Origin of the sequence: Microbacterium sp. NPDC057407, from assembly GCF_042803895.1 — a bacterium.
In the GTDB taxonomy this organism is placed as follows: Bacteria; Actinomycetota; Actinomycetes; order Actinomycetales; family Microbacteriaceae; genus Microbacterium.
In genome coordinates this window covers 721794-739024 of record NZ_JBHVCA010000002.1, presented here as the reverse complement: position 1 = coordinate 739024, position 17231 = coordinate 721794, and the positions used below count along the sequence as shown (strand labels likewise).

Here is a 17231-nt window from a genome sequence, read left to right as displayed (position 1 = left end):
CAACCCAAGGAGAGAAATGATCCGACGCCTCGGTTCCGCGTTCGCTCGACTTCGTACCGCTCACGCTGCGCTCCAGCGCGACGAGCGCGGCGACGTCCCCGGCTGGGTGCTCATCACCCTGATGACTGCTGGTCTGGTCGTGGTGATCTGGGCGCTCGCCGGACCGGCGCTGAGCGCCCTGTTCGAACAGGCGATCTCCCGCGTCGGAGGCTTCTGACGCCGTGACGTCGATCAGGGATCCGCTCCGGGCGGCGGCCGCCGGCGAGCGCGGATCGAGTCCCGTCGAGTTCGTCCTCGTGGGCACCCTCCTCACGCTGCTCACGCTCGGCATCCTGCAGTTCGGGCTCGCCGTCTACGTGCGGAACGTCGTTCACGACGCTGCCGTGGAGGGTGCGCATCATGCCGCTCTCGCCGACACGTCGACGGTCGACGGCGGGGAGCGCACCCGCGACATCATCACCCGCACGATCGGCGCGGAGTACGCGCGGGACATCACGGTCCGAGACCGCGAGACACCCGGTCATGCGGTTGTCGAGGTGCGGGTGCAGACCACGCTTCCCCTCATCGGGCTGCTCGGAGTTCCCCGTGCCCTGGAGGTGACAGCGGTTGCACCGGCCGAATCATTGGACGGATGACGCGGAGCGAGGATCGGCCGCGGTCGAGTTCATCCTGCTGGGCGTGCTGATGCTCGTGCCGCTCGTGTATCTGGTGGTCGCGCTCGGCGCCATCCAGGAGCAGTCGCTGGGTGCGGAAGCGGGTGCCCGCCATATCGCCCGCGCCGTCGCCACGGCTCAGGGCCGGGACGACGCCGCTCGTCGAACGCGGCTCGTGCTGGACTCCGTGGTGGAGGAATACGGGCTCGACCCGGGCGAGGCGTCGGTCGAGTTCTCGTGCCGTCCCGCGTCCGCGGCGTGCCCGGCCCCCGGCGCCACGCTGGTGGTCACGGTGCGCACCCGTGTCACTCTCCCGCTCGTTCCTTCGGTGCTGGGAGTGGACGAGGTGGCGCGCATCCCGCTCGAGGCGACGTCGCTGCAGAAGGTGTCCCGACGGTGGGGTGGCGGGTGATCCGCGGACCGGCGGGCCGGGGGAGCGAGCCCCTGGCCGATGACGACGGCGGCAGCGTCCTGCTCCTGACAATCGGCTACGCAGCGCTCGCCTTGGCGCTGATCCTGGTGTGCGTGGATGCGACGAGCCTCTACCTCGCGCAGAAGCGGCTGGATGCGGTGGCGGATGCCGCGGCCCTCGCCGCTGCGGACGGATTCGTGCTCACGGTCGACGCTGACGGGCCCCACGCCACCCTCAGCGCCGCCGACGTGCGTGATCAGGCCGCAGCGATCGTCGCGGTCGCGGGCGGAGACACCCGGGTCGTGTCGGCCTCTGCCCCCGACGGAGTCTCATCGCGCGTGACGGTGGCGGCCTCGTGGCATCCCCCTGTCCTCACGCTCTTCGTACCCGACGGGGTGGCACTCGAAGCCACGGCCACCAGCCGCACCGCCCTCCGGTGAGCGAGCCGCGGTCTTGCTCGCGCGACGGTACCGGCGTACTTTCGGCGGCAACAACGGCGGTCGGGGTGGACTATGGCGTACCAGGGGGATGGGCGGCTGCCCATCATCTATGTCAGGGGTTTCGCGGGCGGCACCGGTCAGATCAATTCGGCCGTGGACGACCCGTTCTACGGATTCAGCCAGGGTTCGGTTCACGTCCGCGCGGATGGCACGGGCACACCGCAGTTCCATCAGTTCGAGTCGCCCCTCCTCCGCCTGATCACCGACCACGACTACCAGGTGCCGGTGTACGGCGATCAGCGTCTCTTCCTCGAACAGGCGGAACCCGGATCCGTGAATGCCGCCACGGTGTGGATCCACCGTTTCTATGACGTATCGGCCTCCACCTTCGCCGACCGGCCGACTGAGTTCTCGCTCGAGAACGCGGCCGCCGACTTGTTCGCGCTGGTCCAGACGGTGCGCGAGAAGACCGGCGCGCCGCAGGTGATGCTCGTCGCGCATTCCATGGGCGGCCTCGTCTGCCGTTGTCTGCTCCAGCGCATCATCCCTGAGGCAGTGAGGAACGGCGACGAGCCCGTCGACCCGGCGGCCGCCGCCGAGTACGTCGCGCGCGTCTTCACCTACGCCACTCCGCACGGCGGCATCGCGTTCGCCGTCGGATTCGGTCTGCTCGAGCGCATCCGCGACGCGACGGGCTTCCAGGGGTCCGACATCTTCGGCCCCGACCGTATGTACCAGTACCTCACCCCCGGCGTGGACCGCGGCACCCCCGCGCCCGACGGATTCGACTCCACCGTGATGCCCGACGACGGCTTTCCGGTGGATCGCCTGTTCTGCCTCGTCGGATCCAACCCCGAGGATTACGACGTGGCCCTCGGGCTGTCGTCCAAAGCGGTCGGCGCCCGCAGCGACGGGCTCGTGCAGATCGACCGCGCCGCGGTGCAGAAGGCCAATCGGGCGGTGGTGCACCGCAGCCACAGCGGCCGCTACGGCATCGTCAACTCGGAGGAGGGTTACCAGAACCTCCAGAGGTTCCTGTTCGGCGACCTCAAGGTGCAGATCGAGTTCTGGGGCCTCGACGTCGGACGGGATGCCGCCCCCGAAGTGGAGTTCCAGATGGACGCGGCCGTCGCCATCCGCGGACTGCCGGTACTGGTTCACGAGCAGAGCGCTTCGCACCTCTGTCCGGTGCTGGTCGAGCGTCACTCGACGGAGGACACCGTCGACACCCCCCAGCCTCTCCTTACGACCTTCCTCTCGACGCGCACCCCGCGGCCGATGAGCGGCCGCCGTCTCGTGCCCACGCTGCGCCATGCGCTGAAGCTGCGGCTTCTGTCGATCCGTGAGGTGCCCGGCGGCGGCTTCGCGTTCTTCGATCACATGGAGCAGACCGAGGATTGGCAGGACGCCCTGCTCGTCGACATCGAGCCGGGCGCGGACGGCACCCCGCCCCAGGCGTGGGCCACCTGGACGAGCACCGTCGACGTGCCGGTGCGTGACTGGAGGCCGACCGACGACGAGAAGCTCACCGACCTCTTCCCCGACGTTCCGCTCCTGTGGGCGGGGGAGAAGCCGGTCCCCGAGATCGCCCGTCGGCTCCTCGGGGCGAACGCGCGCATCCGGATCACCGTCACCCCGCACACGCTCGCCGGGACACCGGCGGGTTCGTGACGTCGCGTCGGCACGTCAGCCCGCCGTGTTGAACCACTCCCGTCGCCGCTCGGCCTCGATGTCGCTCTCCTTCGGATCAGAGGTCTCGTGCTCGACGAGGTTCCCCGCCGTGTCGAGCGGCACGAAGCGGAGGCAGCGGCGGCACAGCGCCCGGCCGTGAGGGAAGCCATCGGGCAGGGGAGCGGCGGCGTGGCCGGGGGCGCCGGAGCCCGGGCAGCGAGGCGGGTCGGCCGCGGCATCCGTCCACATGATCGTCCGGTGGCGGTGGAGGCCCCGGTGGTCGAGCGGCCTCGTGCAGCGGCGGCCCTGGTTGCGGCTCCGGCAGAAAGACATGGTGCGGGGGCCGTCCGCGATGCCGCCGGTACCGCTCCCGTCGATGTCGGTCATCGCCTCGCCCTCGGGATGAATCGCGGAACCCAGCGGACGAACGCGGCAGCCCCGATGAGGCCGATGAAGCCCATGGCGCCGGTCGCGATCGACAGCGTGGAGATCGCAGCGATCCCCGACACGAGGAGAGGCGAGGCGGCGCCGCCGGCGTCCGTGAGCGTGCGCCAGGAACCCAGGAAGGGCGCCGGGTCGGCTTTCGGCGCGACATCCGCGCCGAGCGTGAGGAGGATGCCGCTGGACAGCCCGTTGCCGACGCCGAGCACGGCCGCGAAGAGGGCGAACCACATGGCCGCCTGGGCGGTGTCGTGCGTGAACGCCAGCGCGATGAATCCGGCGCCCATGAGGAGCATCGCCGGCAGGGCCGCCCACAGCCGACCGAACCGGTCCATCACCTGCCCGCTCGCATAGAACAGAGCGAAGTCGATGGCTCCCGACACCCCGACCACCAGCGCGATGGTCTGCGCGTCGAGCCCGATCGACACGCCCCAGAGGGGCAGCACCACCTGGCGCGCCGAGCGGACGGCGGCGAGGGATGCCGCGGCCAGGCCCAGTCGGGCGAGCACGCCTCGGAAGTGCCACATCGTGCGGAACACCCCCGCCCGAGCGCCTTCGGTGCCCGGCGCCACTCGGAGGGAGGCGGTGATCAGCTCGCCGGTGTCCTCGGCCAGGTCGACGTCGGCTGCTCCGCGATTCGCCGGCGGAGCGACCGCGACGACGGCTTCGGGGTCGGGGCCCAGCACCACCAGCAGGACCGTGGCGACGAGACAGACGCCGAAGAACCAGATCGCGGCATGCTCGTCTCCGAAGAGCGCGAGCAGGCCAGCCGCGACGAACGGGCCGAGGAACATTCCCAGGCGGAAGGTTCCGCCGAGAAGCGAGAGCGAGCGAGCCCGGAAGGCCAGCGGCACCCGGGTGGTCATGAAGGAATGACGGGCGAGCCCGAACGCCGCCGCGCAGAATCCGACGACGAAGACCGCGATGGCGAAGACCCCCAGCGATGGGGCGAGCGCGAGTGCCACCACTCCGCTCAACGACAGGAGCCCGGCTGCCGCCATCGTGAACCGCTCGCCGATGCGGGCCACCGCCCAGCCGGCGGGGATGTTGCCGCACAGCTGACCCACGACGAGGGCGGACGCCACGAGCGCCGCGGTCGCCACATCGGCCCCGAGTTCGGCCGCGATCACCGGGATCAGGGGGATGACGGCGCCCTCGCCGAGCGCGAACAGCACGGTGGGACCGTAGATCATCGGCGCGAAGCGCCGGAGCACGTCGCGGACGGGCACGCTGTCCGGGCCATCGCTCACGTGCATCCACGTTAGTCTGGACTGTCATGCTCGAGCTCGATCTGTCCGCCGATATCCAGGCCCTGCGCTCCACGTTCGCCGACATCAAGGCGGTCGTGGACGTCGAGGCGCTCACCAGCGACATTGCGCGGCTCAGCGAGGAGGCGGGCGCGCCCGACCTGTGGGACGACGTCGAGAAGGCGCAGAAGGTCACCAGTGCGCTCAGCCACCGTCAGGCCTCCCTGAAGCGGATCACCGACATCGAGCAGCGTCTCGACGACCTGGACGTGCTCGTCGAGCTGGCCAACGAGATGGACGACGAGGACTCGGCGGAGGAGGCTCGCCATGAGCTCGCCGAGCTCGAGGACATCATCAGCCAGCTCGAGGTGCAAACCCTGCTGGACGGGGAGTACGACGACCGGTCAGCCGTCGTCACCATCCGCTCCGGTGCGGGCGGCGACGACGCGACCGACTTCGCGGAGATGCTGCTGCGCATGTACCTGCGCTGGGCCGAGCGCCACAAGTACCCCGTCAAGGTCATGGACACGTCGTACGCCGAGGGCGCGGGCATCAAGTCGGCCACCTTCGAGATCGACGCCCCGTACGCCTACGGGACGCTCTCAGTCGAGGCCGGCACGCATCGTCTCGCGCGCATCAGCCCGTTCGGCTCGGCCGACAAGCGGCAGACCAGCTTCGCTGCGGTCGAGGTCATCCCCGTGATGGAGGAGGCCGTCGAGGTCGACATCCCCGAGGGCGACATCCGCGTGGACGTCTTCCGCTCGTCGGGCCCCGGCGGGCAGTCGGTGAACACGACCGACTCGGCGGTCCGCATCACGCACATCCCCACGGGAATCGTGGTCTCCATGCAGAACGAGAAGTCGCAGATCCAGAACCGCGCCGCTGCTATGCGCGTGTTGCAGACGCGACTTCTGCTTCTCAAGCGCGAGGAGGAGGCGGCGAAGAAGAAGGAGCTCGCGGGCGTCATCACCGCAAGCTGGGGCGATCAGATGCGCTCGTACTTCCTCTACGGTCAGCAGCTGGTCAAGGATCTTCGCACCGGTCACGAGGTCGGGAACCCGGCGACCGTGTTCGACGGTGACCTCGACGGATTCATCGCGGCAGGCATCCGCTGGCGCAAGCGTAAAGACGACGACGACTGACCCGCTGCCGAGACGCCGTGCTTCAGAACGGTGCGTCGCCGGCGTATGGGGCGGTCGGCGAAGGGCGGAACGCGGGCGTCGGCCGGGTTGGCTGCACCAGGTAGCGGCGCCCCGACGGTGACCTCCACTCGACGGCGCCACCGCCGTCGGTTGGCTGCCTCACCGACCACCCGCCGTGGTGCTTCACGGTGTGATGGCCCTTGCACAGCGGAGCCAGGTTGGTGACGGTGGTCTCTCCACCGTGCTCCCACGCCTGGGTGTGATCGATCTCGCGTCCGGAAGCCGGGATGCCGCAACCGGGCGCCATACAGGTCTCGGATCGCCATCGCACCAGTCGCCGGAGGGCGGGCGGCGGCCGATACTGATCGCGGCCGACCGAGAGCACCATGCCGGTCTCGGGATGAGTGAGGACCCGCATCCACCCCTCGGCCCCTCCGCACAGTTCTCCCGCCCGCTCGAGCGGGATCGGACCCACGCCCTCGACGACCGCCGGCGCGAGACCCGCCGCATGGCGGCTCCTGTCGTCGGGGTGTAGCAGAGCCAGCGCCGGCACCGTGACAGCGACAGTGGCGCGGATGCCGCGTGACTGGGGGAGCGCCGCAGTATCGCCATCGATCAGCAGGTCGCCGAACACGTCGGCGCGCGCCTGATCGAGCGTTCGCTCCTCGTCGGGATGCGCCGTCAGCGTCTTGCCGATCGCGGTGATCCTCGAGTGGAGGGCGAAGGCCTCCACCGCCGGAAGGAAAGCGTGGACCCAGGCCATGCCGTCGGCTGCGGGCTCGACGATCACGCGGCGCTTCCCCAACGCGGCCCGCTGCCGCTCAGCCAGCGAAGCCGCCGTTGCGAGGTCGATCAGCCGCCGAAGCGACCGACGGAACGCGCCGACGGCGAGGGTCTCGGCCAGTTCCACCGCTCGGGGGACCAACTCGTCGCGAACCACCTCATCGACCTCGTTGAGCATCGTGGCGAGGACCTCGGCGTGCCGCTCGGTCATCCGGGCGCGTGAGAGAGAGGTCAGCGCCGCCGGGTAGCGGTGTACGAGCGACTCGGCCACCGCCATGAGTTGGCCCGCCGCCGACTCGGTGACGCGCAGTGCGGCAGCCAACTCGAGTCGGACCGACCTCTCGACTACGGGGGCGATCGCCCCGCCGTATCGACCGACCTCAGCCAAGGCCTGGAGCCGCAGGGCATCGACGTGTGCGAAGCGCTCGGCGGCGAACACCGCCATCATCCCCGCCACCTCGGTGACGCGGTCGATCTCGTCGAGCGGGGGCGCGAGCCAATCCGACTCGGCGAGGCGCCCTTCGAGGTCGTCTGTGTGGTCGGCGTATTCGGCCCCGAGGTCGTCGAGCGGGTCGTTCTCCATGCACTCGAAGTTAGAACAAAGGTACGACATTCGCTGGAGCCGGCCTCCGATCCGCACGCACCGGGTGTCGCAGGGGGCGCGGCCGCGGCATCCGCTTAGGCTTCTTAGGCCATGATCCGGTTCGAGAACGTCACGAAGCGCTACCGGGGCACGTCCAGACCTGCCCTCAACAATGTCGATTTCGAGGTGCTGCGCGGCGAGTTCGTGTTCCTCGTGGGCGCCTCGGGCTCGGGCAAGTCGTCGTGCCTGCGCATGATCCTTCGCGAGGAGTCCCCGTCAGACGGCCGGGTCGTGGTGCTGGGGCGTGACCTCCGCACCCTCTCGAACCGCAAGGTGCCGTACTTCCGCCGCCACATCGGCGCGGTGTTCCAGGACTTCCGGCTGCTTCCGGGCAAGACCGTGTTCCAGAACGTGGCCTTCACGCTCCAGGTGACGGGATCCTCCCGCGGCTACATCCAGCAGACCGTTCCGGAGGTGCTGGCCCTGGTCGGGCTCGACGGCAAGGAGAAGCGGTTGCCCCACGAGCTCTCCGGAGGCGAGCAGCAGCGTGTCGCGATCGCCCGGGCGCTCGTCAACCGGCCGCAGGTCCTGCTCGCCGATGAGCCGACCGGAAACCTCGACCCGGCGACGTCGGTCGACATCATGCAGCTCCTCGCGCGCATCAACGGAGGCGGCACGACCGTGGTCATGGCGACGCACGAGGCCGGTTTCGTCGACCAGATGCAGCGTCGCGTGATCGAGCTGCGCAACGGCGAGATGGTGCGCGACGAGCGCCACGGCGGGTACGGCGACACGTCCAGCCTGCCGAGCCTCGCTCCTGAGCAGGAGCGCGGAGCCGCCGCCGTGGCCGCCCTCACGGCGGTGCTCGAGGTGCAGCGAGAGGCCGCCGCGGCGGCCGAAGCGGGCCTCGACCCCACGCTGCTCGGCCGGGAGGAGGAGACGACGGATGCCGCGCCCTCCGCCCCTCGTCAGCCGGCCCCTTCCCGTCCAGCACCCGAGCTCGCGCCTTCCGACACGGAGTGGGCCGACCCGGCCGCGCCCGCCGCGCCGGCGTCGCCCGCTGCGTCTGACGCGGTGCGCGAGCCGGCAGTCCAGGAACAGCCGGCCGCTCCGATCACGAAGGTGCCGGCGTCCGCCACGCAACCGGTTCCCGTCGTCGACCTTCCGGAGGTGGATGTGGCCGAGCTCGGACTCGCCGACCGCCTCGGCCTCGGCACACGCGACGACGACGAAGTGGGGCCCACGTCGTGAGGGTCGGTCTGATCCTGTCGGAGGCGTTCACGGGCCTGCGGCGCAACGCTTCCATGGTGATCTCGGTCGTCCTCGTGACGTTCGTCTCGCTCACGTTCGTCGGCGCGGCGATCCTCATGCAGATGCAGATCGCCACCATGAAGGACTTCTGGGTCGACCGCGCCCAGGTCGCGATCTACATGTGCACCGCGATCTCGCAGGCTCCGACCTGTACGGGCGGTGTCGCCACCGACGAGCAGCTCGCCGCCGTTCAGGAGAAGCTCGACGGGCCGGCGCTCTCGCCGCTGATCCGCGATGTGCGCTTCGAGGACAGCGAGGAGGCGTACCAGAACGTTCTCGAGCTGCTGGGGGAGGACTACGCGAGTGTCATCACCCCCGACCAGCTGAACGAGACGTACTGGATCAACCTCGTCGATCAGAATCAGTCCGACGTCATCATCGAGGCGTTCGCCGGCACCGAGGGCGTCGAAGAGGTGCAGGATCAGCTGCAGTACCTCGAGCCGCTGTTCTCGGCCTTGACGGTCGCGACCTACATCGCGGTCGGCATCGCGGCACTCATGCTGATCGCAGCAGTGCTGCTGATCGCCACCACGATCCGCCTCTCGGCGTTCGCGCGCAGGCGCGAGCTCGGAATCATGCGCCTGGTCGGGGCATCCAACCGATTCATCCAGACGCCGTTCGTGCTCGAGGGTGTCTTCGCCGCGCTCATCGGCTCGATCCTCGCCAGCGCGGCGGTGCTCGCGGGGGTGCATTTCGGGGTCGACCAGTACCTTCGCGGGCGGGTGGAGTTCGTCACGACCTGGGTCGACGTCGCGGACGCCTGGCTGGTCGTGCCCGTGCTCGTCCTCATCGGCGTGGTGCTCGCCGCACTGTCTGCGAGCTTCGCGATCCGGCGGTGGCTGCGCGCCTGAGGGCACCGACGGCATGCCCAGTGGCGCTCCGGGGGTAGACTGAACGGCTGCCGTGCGCCCGCGCGGCTCGGAACGAGGAGTCACCATGCCCAGGGAACGCGGGGAGAAGGTCGTCGCGACCAATCGTCGCGCGCGCCACGAGTACACGATCGAGAAGACGTACGAGGCGGGCCTGGTGCTGACGGGGACCGAGGTGAAGTCGCTGCGGCAGGGTCGCGCGAACATCTCGGACGGCTACGCGTACATCCAGAACGGCGAGGCCTTCCTCGACGCCGTCCATATCCCGGAGTACTCGCAGGGCCACTGGACCAACCACGCCGCCAAGCGCATCCGCAAGCTCCTCCTCCACAAGGACGAGATCGTGAAGCTCTCGCACGCGGTGTCCGCCGGGGGCTACACGCTCGTTCCGCTGAAGCTCTACTTCAACGACGGTCGCGCGAAGGTCGAGATCGCCGTCGCGAAGGGCAAGCGCGAGTACGAGAAGCGGCAGACCATCCGCGAGCGCGAAGACAAGCGCGAGGCCGAGCGCGCGATGCGCACCCGCAACCGCCTCGGCGAATAGGCCGGATGCCGCGCCCGATCCTCCCGCGCCCGGTCAGCGCGCGATGAAGCGGGCCTCGACGGCGGCCGTGATGACGATGTCCTCCGGCTGGAGCTGCACAGACGGCCCGCCTCCGGAGTCGGCGGCGAAGGATGCCTTCGACATCAGCATCCGCTCCGCCTGCGGAGCGGGGGAGTCGGGGCGCGCGAGCAGGCCGAGGTCGGCGATCTGCGACGGCGTCACGGACGACAATCCGATGGCCGCGGCGTAGGACTCCGCGCGCGCCACGGCGACCCGGACGGCCGAGGTCGCGGCATCCCGCTCGCTCGCCGCGCGCGTCTCGGGGGTGAGCTGCCACTCGATCCACCCGAGCTGCACGCCGTCGCGCTCGGCGACCTCGCCCGCCCACCATGACAGCGCCGCGAAGTCGCTGAAGGTCGCGGTGAAGTCGACGCTCCCGTAATGCACGGGCGCCAGGCGCTTGCCGTCGGGGCTCCAGGGCCTCTCGGACCACACCGAGACCCGCTGACTCGACCACTCCACGACGGTCCCGGCGGAGGTGCGTGACGCGAGGTCGTCGCGCACCGGTTCGCTGTAGGCCGCCATCCGCTCGACCACCGCACCACGCTCGGGACCCTCGGCCCGCACGGTGAGGTGCGCGACCGCGCGCTCGGGCGCGAGACGCAGCTCGTGCTCGCCTCGGACGGTGATGACGACGTCGCTCATGCGGCGAGCATAGTTCCGCCGACACGGCGGAGCCATCGGCGGGAATGGCCGGGGGGAGGCATCCGTTGTAGACTGATGTGCTCGGGTGCTTCGGCTCCGGGTGTGAGAACTCCACAGAGTGACAGCGGCCCTTCAGCAGAAGGTTCCTGGGGATGATCGGTTTCGACATCGCCTGCGAATCTGCGAGAAGCGGGCCGAGGATGCAGGGTTATCTCGTAAACGATCTCTGCAAACCAATAAGTGCCGAACCTAAGCGCACTGAGTTCGCCCTCGCTGCCTAAGCGAGCCTGAACTCCGTCGGACCGTAGGCGTTCCCGCTACGGACCCTGGCGTCATCTAGGGAACTTGCTGTGTGACGGCGTCTGGACGTCACGCGGGACTCTTCCCAGACTGGGCTCGTCGACTTAGGTGTCTGTGACAAAGGTCGGAGCCGAGCAGAACGTCTTCACAGACTGCGCCCGGAGAAGACGCAGTCTCCCAGCGATGGACGGGGGTTCGATTCCCCCCATCTCCACCAACGCCGCTGTCGCGGACGAAAGCCCCGCGATCCCGTGTCATCACGGATCGCGGGGCTTTCGTCTTTCTGCGGTCCGTCGTCATCGCCACGCGAGCGCAGGCCGAAGCGTAGTTCCGCTGCGACTCGGAACGCCAGGGCGTCGGTGGGGTGCGGCATCCGTCCTACCGTCGTACCGTGCGCAAAGTGCTCGTTGCGATGACGTCGCTGCTGTTGGCCTTGACCGGGTGCACGGCGATCCCGGCCGACCCCGACGGCACCCTCGAGCGTGTGACCGGCGGAGTCCTCAACGTCGGCGTGTCGCCGAACGGGGAATTCGCCTCGGTGGACGGGGACGCGGTCGAAGGGCGCGAAGTCGACCTCGTCGAGGAGTTCGCCGAGACGATCGACGCCGAGGTCGACTGGACCGTCGGGTCGGAGGAGGCGCTCGTGCGCGCTCTGGAACGCGACGACCTCGATCTGGTGATCGGGGGCATGACCGATGCGACGCCGTGGGTGTCGTCCGCCGGAGTGACGAGGCCGTACGACGAGTTCACCGACGCGGAGGGACGAAAGCACAAGGTGGTCATGCTCGTGCCGATGGGTGAGAACGCCTTCCTCACGACCCTGGAGACCTTCTTGAGCCGTCACGCCGGGGAGCGGCGATGAGCATCAGCTTCGGCCGGACCGTGCTGCCACCGCAGCAGGTGAACGTGCTGCGACGGGCCATCGGGCTCGAATGGATCACCATCGGCTTCCTTGCGATCACCGTCACGCTCGTCTTCCTGGTGCTCGGCAACTCCCAGGCGATGAAGGCGGCGTGGCTCGAGGACCTGCTCTCGTTCATTCCGCCGATCGCTTTCCTCGTCGCGGTGTCGATCAACCGGAAGCCGCCGACTCACGGGCATCCGTACGGCTTCCATCGGTCGGTCGGAGTGGGGCACCTCGTCGCGGCCGTGGCGCTGGCGACGATGGGGACGTTCCTCGTCGTCGATTCCGCGACGGGGCTGATCCGCGGCGAGCACCCGACCATCGGCACGGTCGAGATCTTCGGGCAGGTCGTCTGGCTCGGCTGGCTCATGATCGGCGTGATGGCCCTGATCGCGGTGCCGCCGATCTTCATCGGTCGCGCCAAGATGAAGCTCGCCCGAGACCTCCACAACAAGGTGCTGTACGCCGACGCCGACATGAACAAGGCGGACTGGATGACCGCCGCGGGGTCGATCGTGGGCGTCGCCGGCGTCGGAATCGGACTGTGGTGGCTGGACTATGCGGCTGCGCTGTTCATCGCGGGCAGCATCCTGTACGACGGCTACCGGAACCTGCGTGCCGCCGTCCTCGACCTGATGGACGAGCGGGCGACCACCTTCGACGACCGGAAACCGCACCCGGTGGGCAGAGAGGTCGAGGACTACCTTCGGAGTCTGCCGTGGGTCGAGCAGGTCGGCTGCCGCACCCGCGACGAAGGTCACGTCTTCCATATCGAGGCATTCGTCGTTCCGCGCCACGGGCGCGTGCCGTCGCTGAAGAAGATCGTGGCAGCGAAAGAGGCATGCACGGCGATCGACTGGAAAGTGCAGGACATCGTGCTCGTGCTGGTCGACGAGCTGCCGGACGTCGTGACGCCGCAACCCGCGGGCTGAGCGTCCTCAGCGCAGCGCCTGCGCGATCCCGGCGATGTCGGCGGGACCCACGCGGCAGCATCCGCCGACGAAGCGGGCACCCGCATCGACCCACGACGTGACGAGCGCGGGGTCGAGTCGGGATTCACCCACCCACTCGTGCGCGAGCCCGTCCCAGGTCTCTCCCGAGTTCGGGTACGCGATGGCGGGCTTGCCGCTCGCGACCACGGCGGACCGCACCGCCGGGAGCACGTCGTCGGGCGCGCAGCAGTTGATCCCCACCGCCACGATGCAGCCGACGTCGGCGGCGAGAGCGAACGCCTCTGACACCGGGCGGCCGTCGCGCAACCGTTCGCCGGTCACGGTGCACGACAGCCATGCCGGCATGGCGAGCTCGGCCGCGAGGTCGACGAGGACGGCGACCTCGTCGAGATCGGGGATGGTCTCGAGCGCGAGGAGGTCGGGGCCGGCGCCGGCGAGCAGCTCCATCCGCGGGCCGTGGAAATCACGCAGCGTGCGGCGGCTCACGCCGTACCGGCCGCGGTACTCCGAGCCGTCTGCGAGCACGGCTCCATAGGGGCCGACGGACGCCGCCACGAGCCGAGGCACGTCGTCGCGGGACACGTCCGTGACCTCGTCGCGCACCTCGCGCGCGAGCGTCACGCTGCGGATGATGAGACGGGCCGCCTCGGCGCGGCTCATGCCGTTTCGTTCGAACCCCTCGACACTCGCCTGGTAGCTCGCCGTCGTCGCCACCTGCGCGCCAGCATCGAAGTACGCGCGATGGGCGGCGGCGACGTCCTCTGGTGCGTCGCGGAGCACCCGCGCCGTCCACAGGTCGTCACCGAGATCATGCCCGCGCGACACGAGCGCGTCGGAGAGGCCGCCGTCGAGGACGACGACGTGCGGTGAGGCCGAGAACATCACCCGCTCATCTTCGCCGATGCGGTCACCGGTCAGCTGCTCCGGCGTCTCGAACCGACACGATGGTCAGTCCCGCTGCCAGGCCTGCTCGATCGGGATGTCGTGGCCCAGCACGTTCACAGCGGCACGGTGTCCCGACAGCATCGCCGCCGTCACCGTGGCCGGGTCATCCGTCCACGTCGCCTCACCCGCCAGATGGAGCACTCCGCCGATCGGTGTGGCGAGATCGTCGTGGTCCGCCGTGGTCGACCCGACCGTCATGTAGGCGTAGGACCCCCGCGAGAACGGGTCGTCCTGCCAGTCGGTGACGTGGACGTGCGTCGGCGGCTCCACGCGGTCGCCGTACAGACGCCGCAGCTGGGCGAGCACGGAGTCGGCGATCTCGTCCTCGGACCAGTCGCGCGTCGCGACGGCAGCCGGACCGGCGGCGAACGTCAGCAGCGTCGGCGCGTCGTGGAGGTCGGTGAGGTCGTACCAGGAGTGCCACCAGCGGCCCTCGGGACCCTGCTGCCGGATCGCATAGACCCCGTCATCCCAGAACTTCGTCCCGAAGCGCAGGAACACCTTCTCGAACGCGTTCATCGTGAGCCGGGAGAGCGCGCCGGCCACGGGTTCAGGCAACGGCGGCTCGATGATGAAGTCGGGCGACTGCAGCACCCCGACCGGGACGGTCACGATCGCGTTGCGGGCGCTGACGACCCCGTGGTCGCTCTCCAGGTCGACGCCGTCTTCCGACCAGCGCACACGCTCCACCACATGCGTCAGCCGCACATCGATGCCCTCCGCCAGGCGGCGGGGAAGGACGTCGTACCCGTCGGGGAACACGACCTCGTCGCCGTCGATCACGTCGTCGTCGAGTCCGTGCGCCGCGAGGTCGTCGATCCAGGCCCCGTACTGCTCCTCGGAGCGGTGCTCGAGGTACTCGCGCACGCGCTGGGTGCGTTCGTCGTCCCAGCCCTGCGCGGCCAGGGCCTGCTCGGTCACGTCGCGGTACGAGGCATCCGGAGCCGAACCGGCGATCACTGTGGCGAGAGTCGCGTCCACGGCGTGGATGTCAGCGGCATAGTGCGCAGCGGCCGCATCGGAGAGGCGCGCACCGTCGGGGCCGTAGTAGGCGATCGGACGGCTGTCGGGCTGGTATCCGCCGACCGTGAACTCGACGGTGCGCATGCCGAATGCCGCGGCGGCCGCGGCGACCGGGGAATCGGTGATCCCGTGGATCCAGGACGCCCCCATGTCGGTGGCGAGGCCGAAGCGCCGGTCGGTCACGACCCGCCCGCCCACGCGATCGCGGGCTTCGAGCACCACCACGCTCCGACCGTTCGCGGCCAGCAGCCTGGCGGCCGTCAGTCCGGCCACGCCGGCGCCCACGATGATCGTGTCGACCTGCTCCATCGCATACCCTCCTGCCGAGCGCCCTGATCGAGCCGCGCTCCGACGCTATTCGATCGGCCGTTTTCGCGCGAACCCCCGCTGCGCGCCCGACGGGGGCCGGGCGCCCGACCCGGAGTTATACCGGTCGCGCTGTCGGGTGACAACCCCCTCAAACGGGGCGGTCCGCCCCGCCTAACGTCAGGCGACTTCCCGGAGCCGGACGCGTCGGCGCGCGGTTTCCCGGGTGAACGGAGGAGACGCTGTGACGAGCACCCAGGCGAAGCCGAGCGGACGCCCCACCACGCTGCCGCCGCGGCAGGCGGCGCTCCTGCACGCCACGCGCACCGAGCAGCGCGGGAACATCGTCGTGCGGTGGATCACCTCGACGGACCACAAGACGATCGGCTACCTGTACCTGATCTCGTCGGTCATGTTCTTCCTGCTCGGCGGCGTGATGGCGCTGATCATCCGCGCGGAACTCTTCGAGCCCGGCATGCAACTCGTGCCCACCCGCGAGCAGTACAACCAGCTGTTCACGATGCACGGCACGATCATGCTGCTGATGTTCGCGACGCCGCTGTTCGCGGGGTTCGCGAACGCGATCATGCCGCTGCAGATCGGTGCTCCGGATGTCGCGTTCCCGCGGTTGAACGCACTGTCGTTCTGGCTCTTCCTGTTCGGCTCGACCATCGCCGTGTCGGGATTCCTCGGGCCTCAGGGTGCTCCCGGATTCGGATGGACGGCGTACCAGCCCCTGGCCGACAACGCCTTCCAGCCGGGCGTCGGCGGAAACCTGTGGTTCGTCGGGCTCGGGATGAGCGGCTTCGGGACGATCCTCGGTGCCGTGAACTTCATCACGACGATCGTCACACTCCGGGCTCCGGGCATGACGATGTGGCGCATGCCGATCTTCACCTGGAACACCCTGGTCACCAGCATCCTGGTGCTCATGGCCTTCCCGGTGCTGGCGGCGGCGCTGTTCGCGGCGGCGGCCGACCGGATCCTGGAGGCTCACATCTTCGACCCGCAGAACGGCGGTGTGCTGCTGTGGCAGCACCTGTTCTGGTTCTTCGGTCACCCCGAGGTCTACATCATCGCGCTGCCGTTCTTCGGCATCGTGTCGGAAGTCTTCCCGGTGTTCAGCCGCAAGCCGATCTTCGGCTACAAGACGCTCGTGTACGCGACGATCGCCATCGCGGCCTACTCGGTCGCGGTGTGGGCACACCACATGTACGTCACCGGAGCGGTGCTGCTGCCGTTCTTCGCGTTGATGACGATGCTGATCGCGGTGCCGACAGGGGTGAAGATCTTCAACTGGATCGGCACGATGTGGCGAGGCTCCGTGACGTTCGAGACCCCGATGCTGTGGTCACTGGGATTCCTCGTGACGTTCGTGTTCGGCGGGCTCACGGGCGTGATCCTCGCGTCGCCCCCCTTGGACTTCCACATCTCCGACACCTATTTCGTGGTCGCGCACTTCCACTACGTGGTGTTCGGCACGGTGGTGTTCGCGATGTTCGCGGGCTTCTACTTCTGGTGGCCGAAGTGGACCGGGAAGATGTTGAACGAGCGGCTCGGCTACGTGCACTTCTGGATGCTGTTCATCGGCTTCCATCTCACCTTCCTGATCCAGCACTGGCTGGGCGTGGAGGGGATGCCGCGACGCTACGCCGACTACTCCGGCCAGGATCAGTTCACCTGGCAGAACCAGATCTCCACCGTCGGGGCCATGCTTCTCGGCGCGTCGATGATCCCGTTCCTGCTGAACGTGTGGGTGACGGCTCGGAAGGCGCCCCGCGTAACGGTGAACGACCCGTGGGGGTACGGCGCCTCCCTCGAGTGGGCGACCGCGTGCCCCGCGCCGCGGCATAACTTCACGTCGATCCCGCGCATCCGCAGCGAGCGGCCCGCGTTCGACCTCAACCACCCCGAGGCCGGGCTTCCGGTGGGCGTCGGCCCCGCGAAGGACGCTCCGCAGGCCCCGACGGTGGACGCCGGTTCGGGAGAGGTCACGTAG

General features: G+C 69.2%; 18 protein-coding genes and 1 other RNA gene. 13 read left to right on the top strand and 6 right to left on the bottom strand.

The features are described 5' to 3' along the window. The first annotated feature begins 16 nt into the window (after positions 1-16). The 5 genes from ACFUTX_RS08445 to ACFUTX_RS08425 all read left to right on the top strand — a co-directional run bounded on the left by ACFUTX_RS08445 (position 17) and on the right by ACFUTX_RS08425 (position 3176). The gene (locus ACFUTX_RS08445) at positions 17-217 is read left to right on the top strand and encodes a hypothetical protein (protein ID WP_378862639.1); all 201 of its coding nucleotides are present in this window, start codon (positions 17-19) and stop codon (positions 215-217) included. Positions 218-221: 4 nt separating this feature from the next. Further along, positions 222-635: a TadE/TadG family type IV pilus assembly protein gene (locus ACFUTX_RS08440; RefSeq protein ID WP_378862636.1), complete on the top strand. Its 414-nt coding sequence runs from the start codon at positions 222-224 to the stop codon at positions 633-635. Continuing rightward, a complete protein-coding gene (locus ACFUTX_RS08435; RefSeq protein ID WP_378862633.1) occupies positions 607-1065 on the top strand; it encodes a TadE/TadG family type IV pilus assembly protein in 459 nt (152 codons plus the stop codon). Before ACFUTX_RS08440 ends, ACFUTX_RS08435 begins: the two co-directional genes overlap by 29 nt. Beyond that, the gene (locus ACFUTX_RS08430; RefSeq protein WP_378862893.1) at positions 1065-1505 is read left to right on the top strand and encodes a pilus assembly protein TadG-related protein; all 441 of its coding nucleotides are present in this window, start codon (positions 1065-1067) and stop codon (positions 1503-1505) included. The genes ACFUTX_RS08435 and ACFUTX_RS08430 overlap by 1 nt, the downstream gene beginning before the upstream one ends. A 72-nt stretch (positions 1506-1577) precedes the next feature. Beyond that, positions 1578-3176, top strand: a complete 1599-nt coding sequence (locus ACFUTX_RS08425) for an esterase/lipase family protein (protein ID WP_378862630.1) — start codon at positions 1578-1580, stop codon at positions 3174-3176. A gap of 15 nt (positions 3177-3191) precedes the next feature. On the opposite strand, the gene ACFUTX_RS08420 is transcribed toward ACFUTX_RS08425, so the two are convergent. Both ACFUTX_RS08420 and ACFUTX_RS08415 read right to left on the bottom strand, forming a co-directional pair. Continuing rightward, positions 3192-3563 carry a hypothetical protein gene (locus ACFUTX_RS08420; RefSeq protein ID WP_378862628.1) on the bottom strand — a complete coding sequence of 124 codons (372 nt, stop codon included), beginning with the start codon at positions 3561-3563 and terminating at the stop codon, positions 3192-3194. Next, positions 3560-4873, bottom strand: a complete 1314-nt coding sequence (locus tag ACFUTX_RS08415; RefSeq protein WP_378862625.1) for an MFS transporter — start codon at positions 4871-4873, stop codon at positions 3560-3562. The genes ACFUTX_RS08420 and ACFUTX_RS08415 overlap by 4 nt, the downstream gene beginning before the upstream one ends. A gap of 20 nt (positions 4874-4893) precedes the next feature. Between ACFUTX_RS08415 and prfB the strand changes: the two genes are divergently transcribed. Continuing rightward, positions 4894-6006: a peptide chain release factor 2 gene (gene prfB / locus ACFUTX_RS08410; RefSeq protein ID WP_378862622.1), complete on the top strand. Its 1113-nt coding sequence runs from the start codon at positions 4894-4896 to the stop codon at positions 6004-6006. A 22-nt stretch (positions 6007-6028) separates the two neighbouring features. Here prfB and ACFUTX_RS08405 read toward each other — a convergent pair whose 3' ends face one another. Next, the gene (locus ACFUTX_RS08405) at positions 6029-7372 is read right to left on the bottom strand and encodes a DUF222 domain-containing protein (RefSeq protein WP_378862619.1); all 1344 of its coding nucleotides are present in this window, start codon (positions 7370-7372) and stop codon (positions 6029-6031) included. Positions 7373-7483: 111 nt separating this feature from the next. Between ACFUTX_RS08405 and ftsE the strand changes: the two genes are divergently transcribed. The 3 genes from ftsE (at position 7484) to smpB (ending at position 10096) form a co-directional block, all read left to right on the top strand. Continuing rightward, positions 7484-8623 carry a cell division ATP-binding protein FtsE gene (gene ftsE / locus ACFUTX_RS08400; RefSeq protein WP_378862617.1) on the top strand — a complete coding sequence of 380 codons (1140 nt, stop codon included), beginning with the start codon at positions 7484-7486 and terminating at the stop codon, positions 8621-8623. After that, the gene (gene ftsX, locus ACFUTX_RS08395; protein WP_378862614.1) at positions 8620-9534 is read left to right on the top strand and encodes a permease-like cell division protein FtsX; all 915 of its coding nucleotides are present in this window, start codon (positions 8620-8622) and stop codon (positions 9532-9534) included. The genes ftsE and ftsX overlap by 4 nt, the downstream gene beginning before the upstream one ends. Before the next feature lie 85 nt (positions 9535-9619). Further along, positions 9620-10096, top strand: coding sequence for an SsrA-binding protein SmpB (smpB, locus tag ACFUTX_RS08390; protein ID WP_169582229.1), 477 nt, complete (start codon positions 9620-9622; stop codon positions 10094-10096). Positions 10097-10129: 33 nt separating this feature from the next. Here smpB and ACFUTX_RS08385 read toward each other — a convergent pair whose 3' ends face one another. Then, on the bottom strand, positions 10130-10801 hold the full coding sequence (locus ACFUTX_RS08385; RefSeq protein WP_378862609.1) for an SIMPL domain-containing protein: 672 nt from the start codon (positions 10799-10801) through the stop codon (positions 10130-10132). 148 nt (positions 10802-10949) lie between these two features. Here ACFUTX_RS08385 and ssrA point away from each other — a divergent pair. The 3 genes from ssrA to ACFUTX_RS08370 all read left to right on the top strand — a co-directional run bounded on the left by ssrA (position 10950) and on the right by ACFUTX_RS08370 (position 12937). Then, positions 10950-11318: a transfer-messenger RNA gene (gene ssrA / locus ACFUTX_RS08380) on the top strand. A 174-nt stretch (positions 11319-11492) separates the two neighbouring features. Beyond that, on the top strand, positions 11493-11963 hold the full coding sequence (locus tag ACFUTX_RS08375) for a transporter substrate-binding domain-containing protein (protein WP_378862606.1): 471 nt from the start codon (positions 11493-11495) through the stop codon (positions 11961-11963). Further along, entirely contained in the window at positions 11960-12937 is a 978-nt protein-coding gene (locus ACFUTX_RS08370) for a cation diffusion facilitator family transporter (protein WP_378862603.1), read from the top strand. Before ACFUTX_RS08375 ends, ACFUTX_RS08370 begins: the two co-directional genes overlap by 4 nt. A gap of 6 nt (positions 12938-12943) precedes the next feature. Here the strand turns inward: ACFUTX_RS08370 and mmuM are convergent, their stop codons facing one another. Then, the gene (gene mmuM / locus ACFUTX_RS08365) at positions 12944-13840 is read right to left on the bottom strand and encodes a homocysteine S-methyltransferase (RefSeq protein WP_378862601.1); all 897 of its coding nucleotides are present in this window, start codon (positions 13838-13840) and stop codon (positions 12944-12946) included. Between the two features lie 66 nt (positions 13841-13906). Then, a complete protein-coding gene (locus ACFUTX_RS08360; protein ID WP_378862598.1) occupies positions 13907-15235 on the bottom strand; it encodes a flavin monoamine oxidase family protein in 1329 nt (442 codons plus the stop codon). A 283-nt stretch (positions 15236-15518) separates the two neighbouring features. On the opposite strand from ACFUTX_RS08360, the gene ctaD reads away from it, so the two are divergent. Further along, positions 15519-17231 (top strand): cytochrome c oxidase subunit I, encoded by a 1713-nt coding sequence (gene ctaD / locus ACFUTX_RS08355; RefSeq protein ID WP_378862890.1) that lies wholly within the window; start codon positions 15519-15521, stop codon positions 17229-17231.

Coding starts and splice junctions, on each gene's coding strand:
- ACFUTX_RS08445 (WP_378862639.1), top strand. CDS start 17: ATGATCCGACGCCTCGGTTCCGCGTTCGCTCGACTTCGTACCGCTCAC.
- ACFUTX_RS08425 (WP_378862630.1), top strand. CDS start 1,578: ATGGCGTACCAGGGGGATGGGCGGCTGCCCATCATCTATGTCAGGGGT.
- ACFUTX_RS08420 (WP_378862628.1), bottom strand. CDS start 3,563: ATGACCGACATCGACGGGAGCGGTACCGGCGGCATCGCGGACGGCCCC.
- ACFUTX_RS08415 (WP_378862625.1), bottom strand. CDS start 4,873: ATGCACGTGAGCGATGGCCCGGACAGCGTGCCCGTCCGCGACGTGCTC.
- prfB (WP_378862622.1), top strand. CDS start 4,894: ATGCTCGAGCTCGATCTGTCCGCCGATATCCAGGCCCTGCGCTCCACG.
- ACFUTX_RS08405 (WP_378862619.1), bottom strand. CDS start 7,372: ATGGAGAACGACCCGCTCGACGACCTCGGGGCCGAATACGCCGACCAC.
- ftsE (WP_378862617.1), top strand. CDS start 7,484: ATGATCCGGTTCGAGAACGTCACGAAGCGCTACCGGGGCACGTCCAGA.
- smpB (WP_169582229.1), top strand. CDS start 9,620: ATGCCCAGGGAACGCGGGGAGAAGGTCGTCGCGACCAATCGTCGCGCG.
- ACFUTX_RS08385 (WP_378862609.1), bottom strand. CDS start 10,801: ATGAGCGACGTCGTCATCACCGTCCGAGGCGAGCACGAGCTGCGTCTC.
- ACFUTX_RS08370 (WP_378862603.1), top strand. CDS start 11,960: ATGAGCATCAGCTTCGGCCGGACCGTGCTGCCACCGCAGCAGGTGAAC.
- mmuM (WP_378862601.1), bottom strand. CDS start 13,840: ATGTTCTCGGCCTCACCGCACGTCGTCGTCCTCGACGGCGGCCTCTCC.
- ACFUTX_RS08360 (WP_378862598.1), bottom strand. CDS start 15,235: ATGGAGCAGGTCGACACGATCATCGTGGGCGCCGGCGTGGCCGGACTG.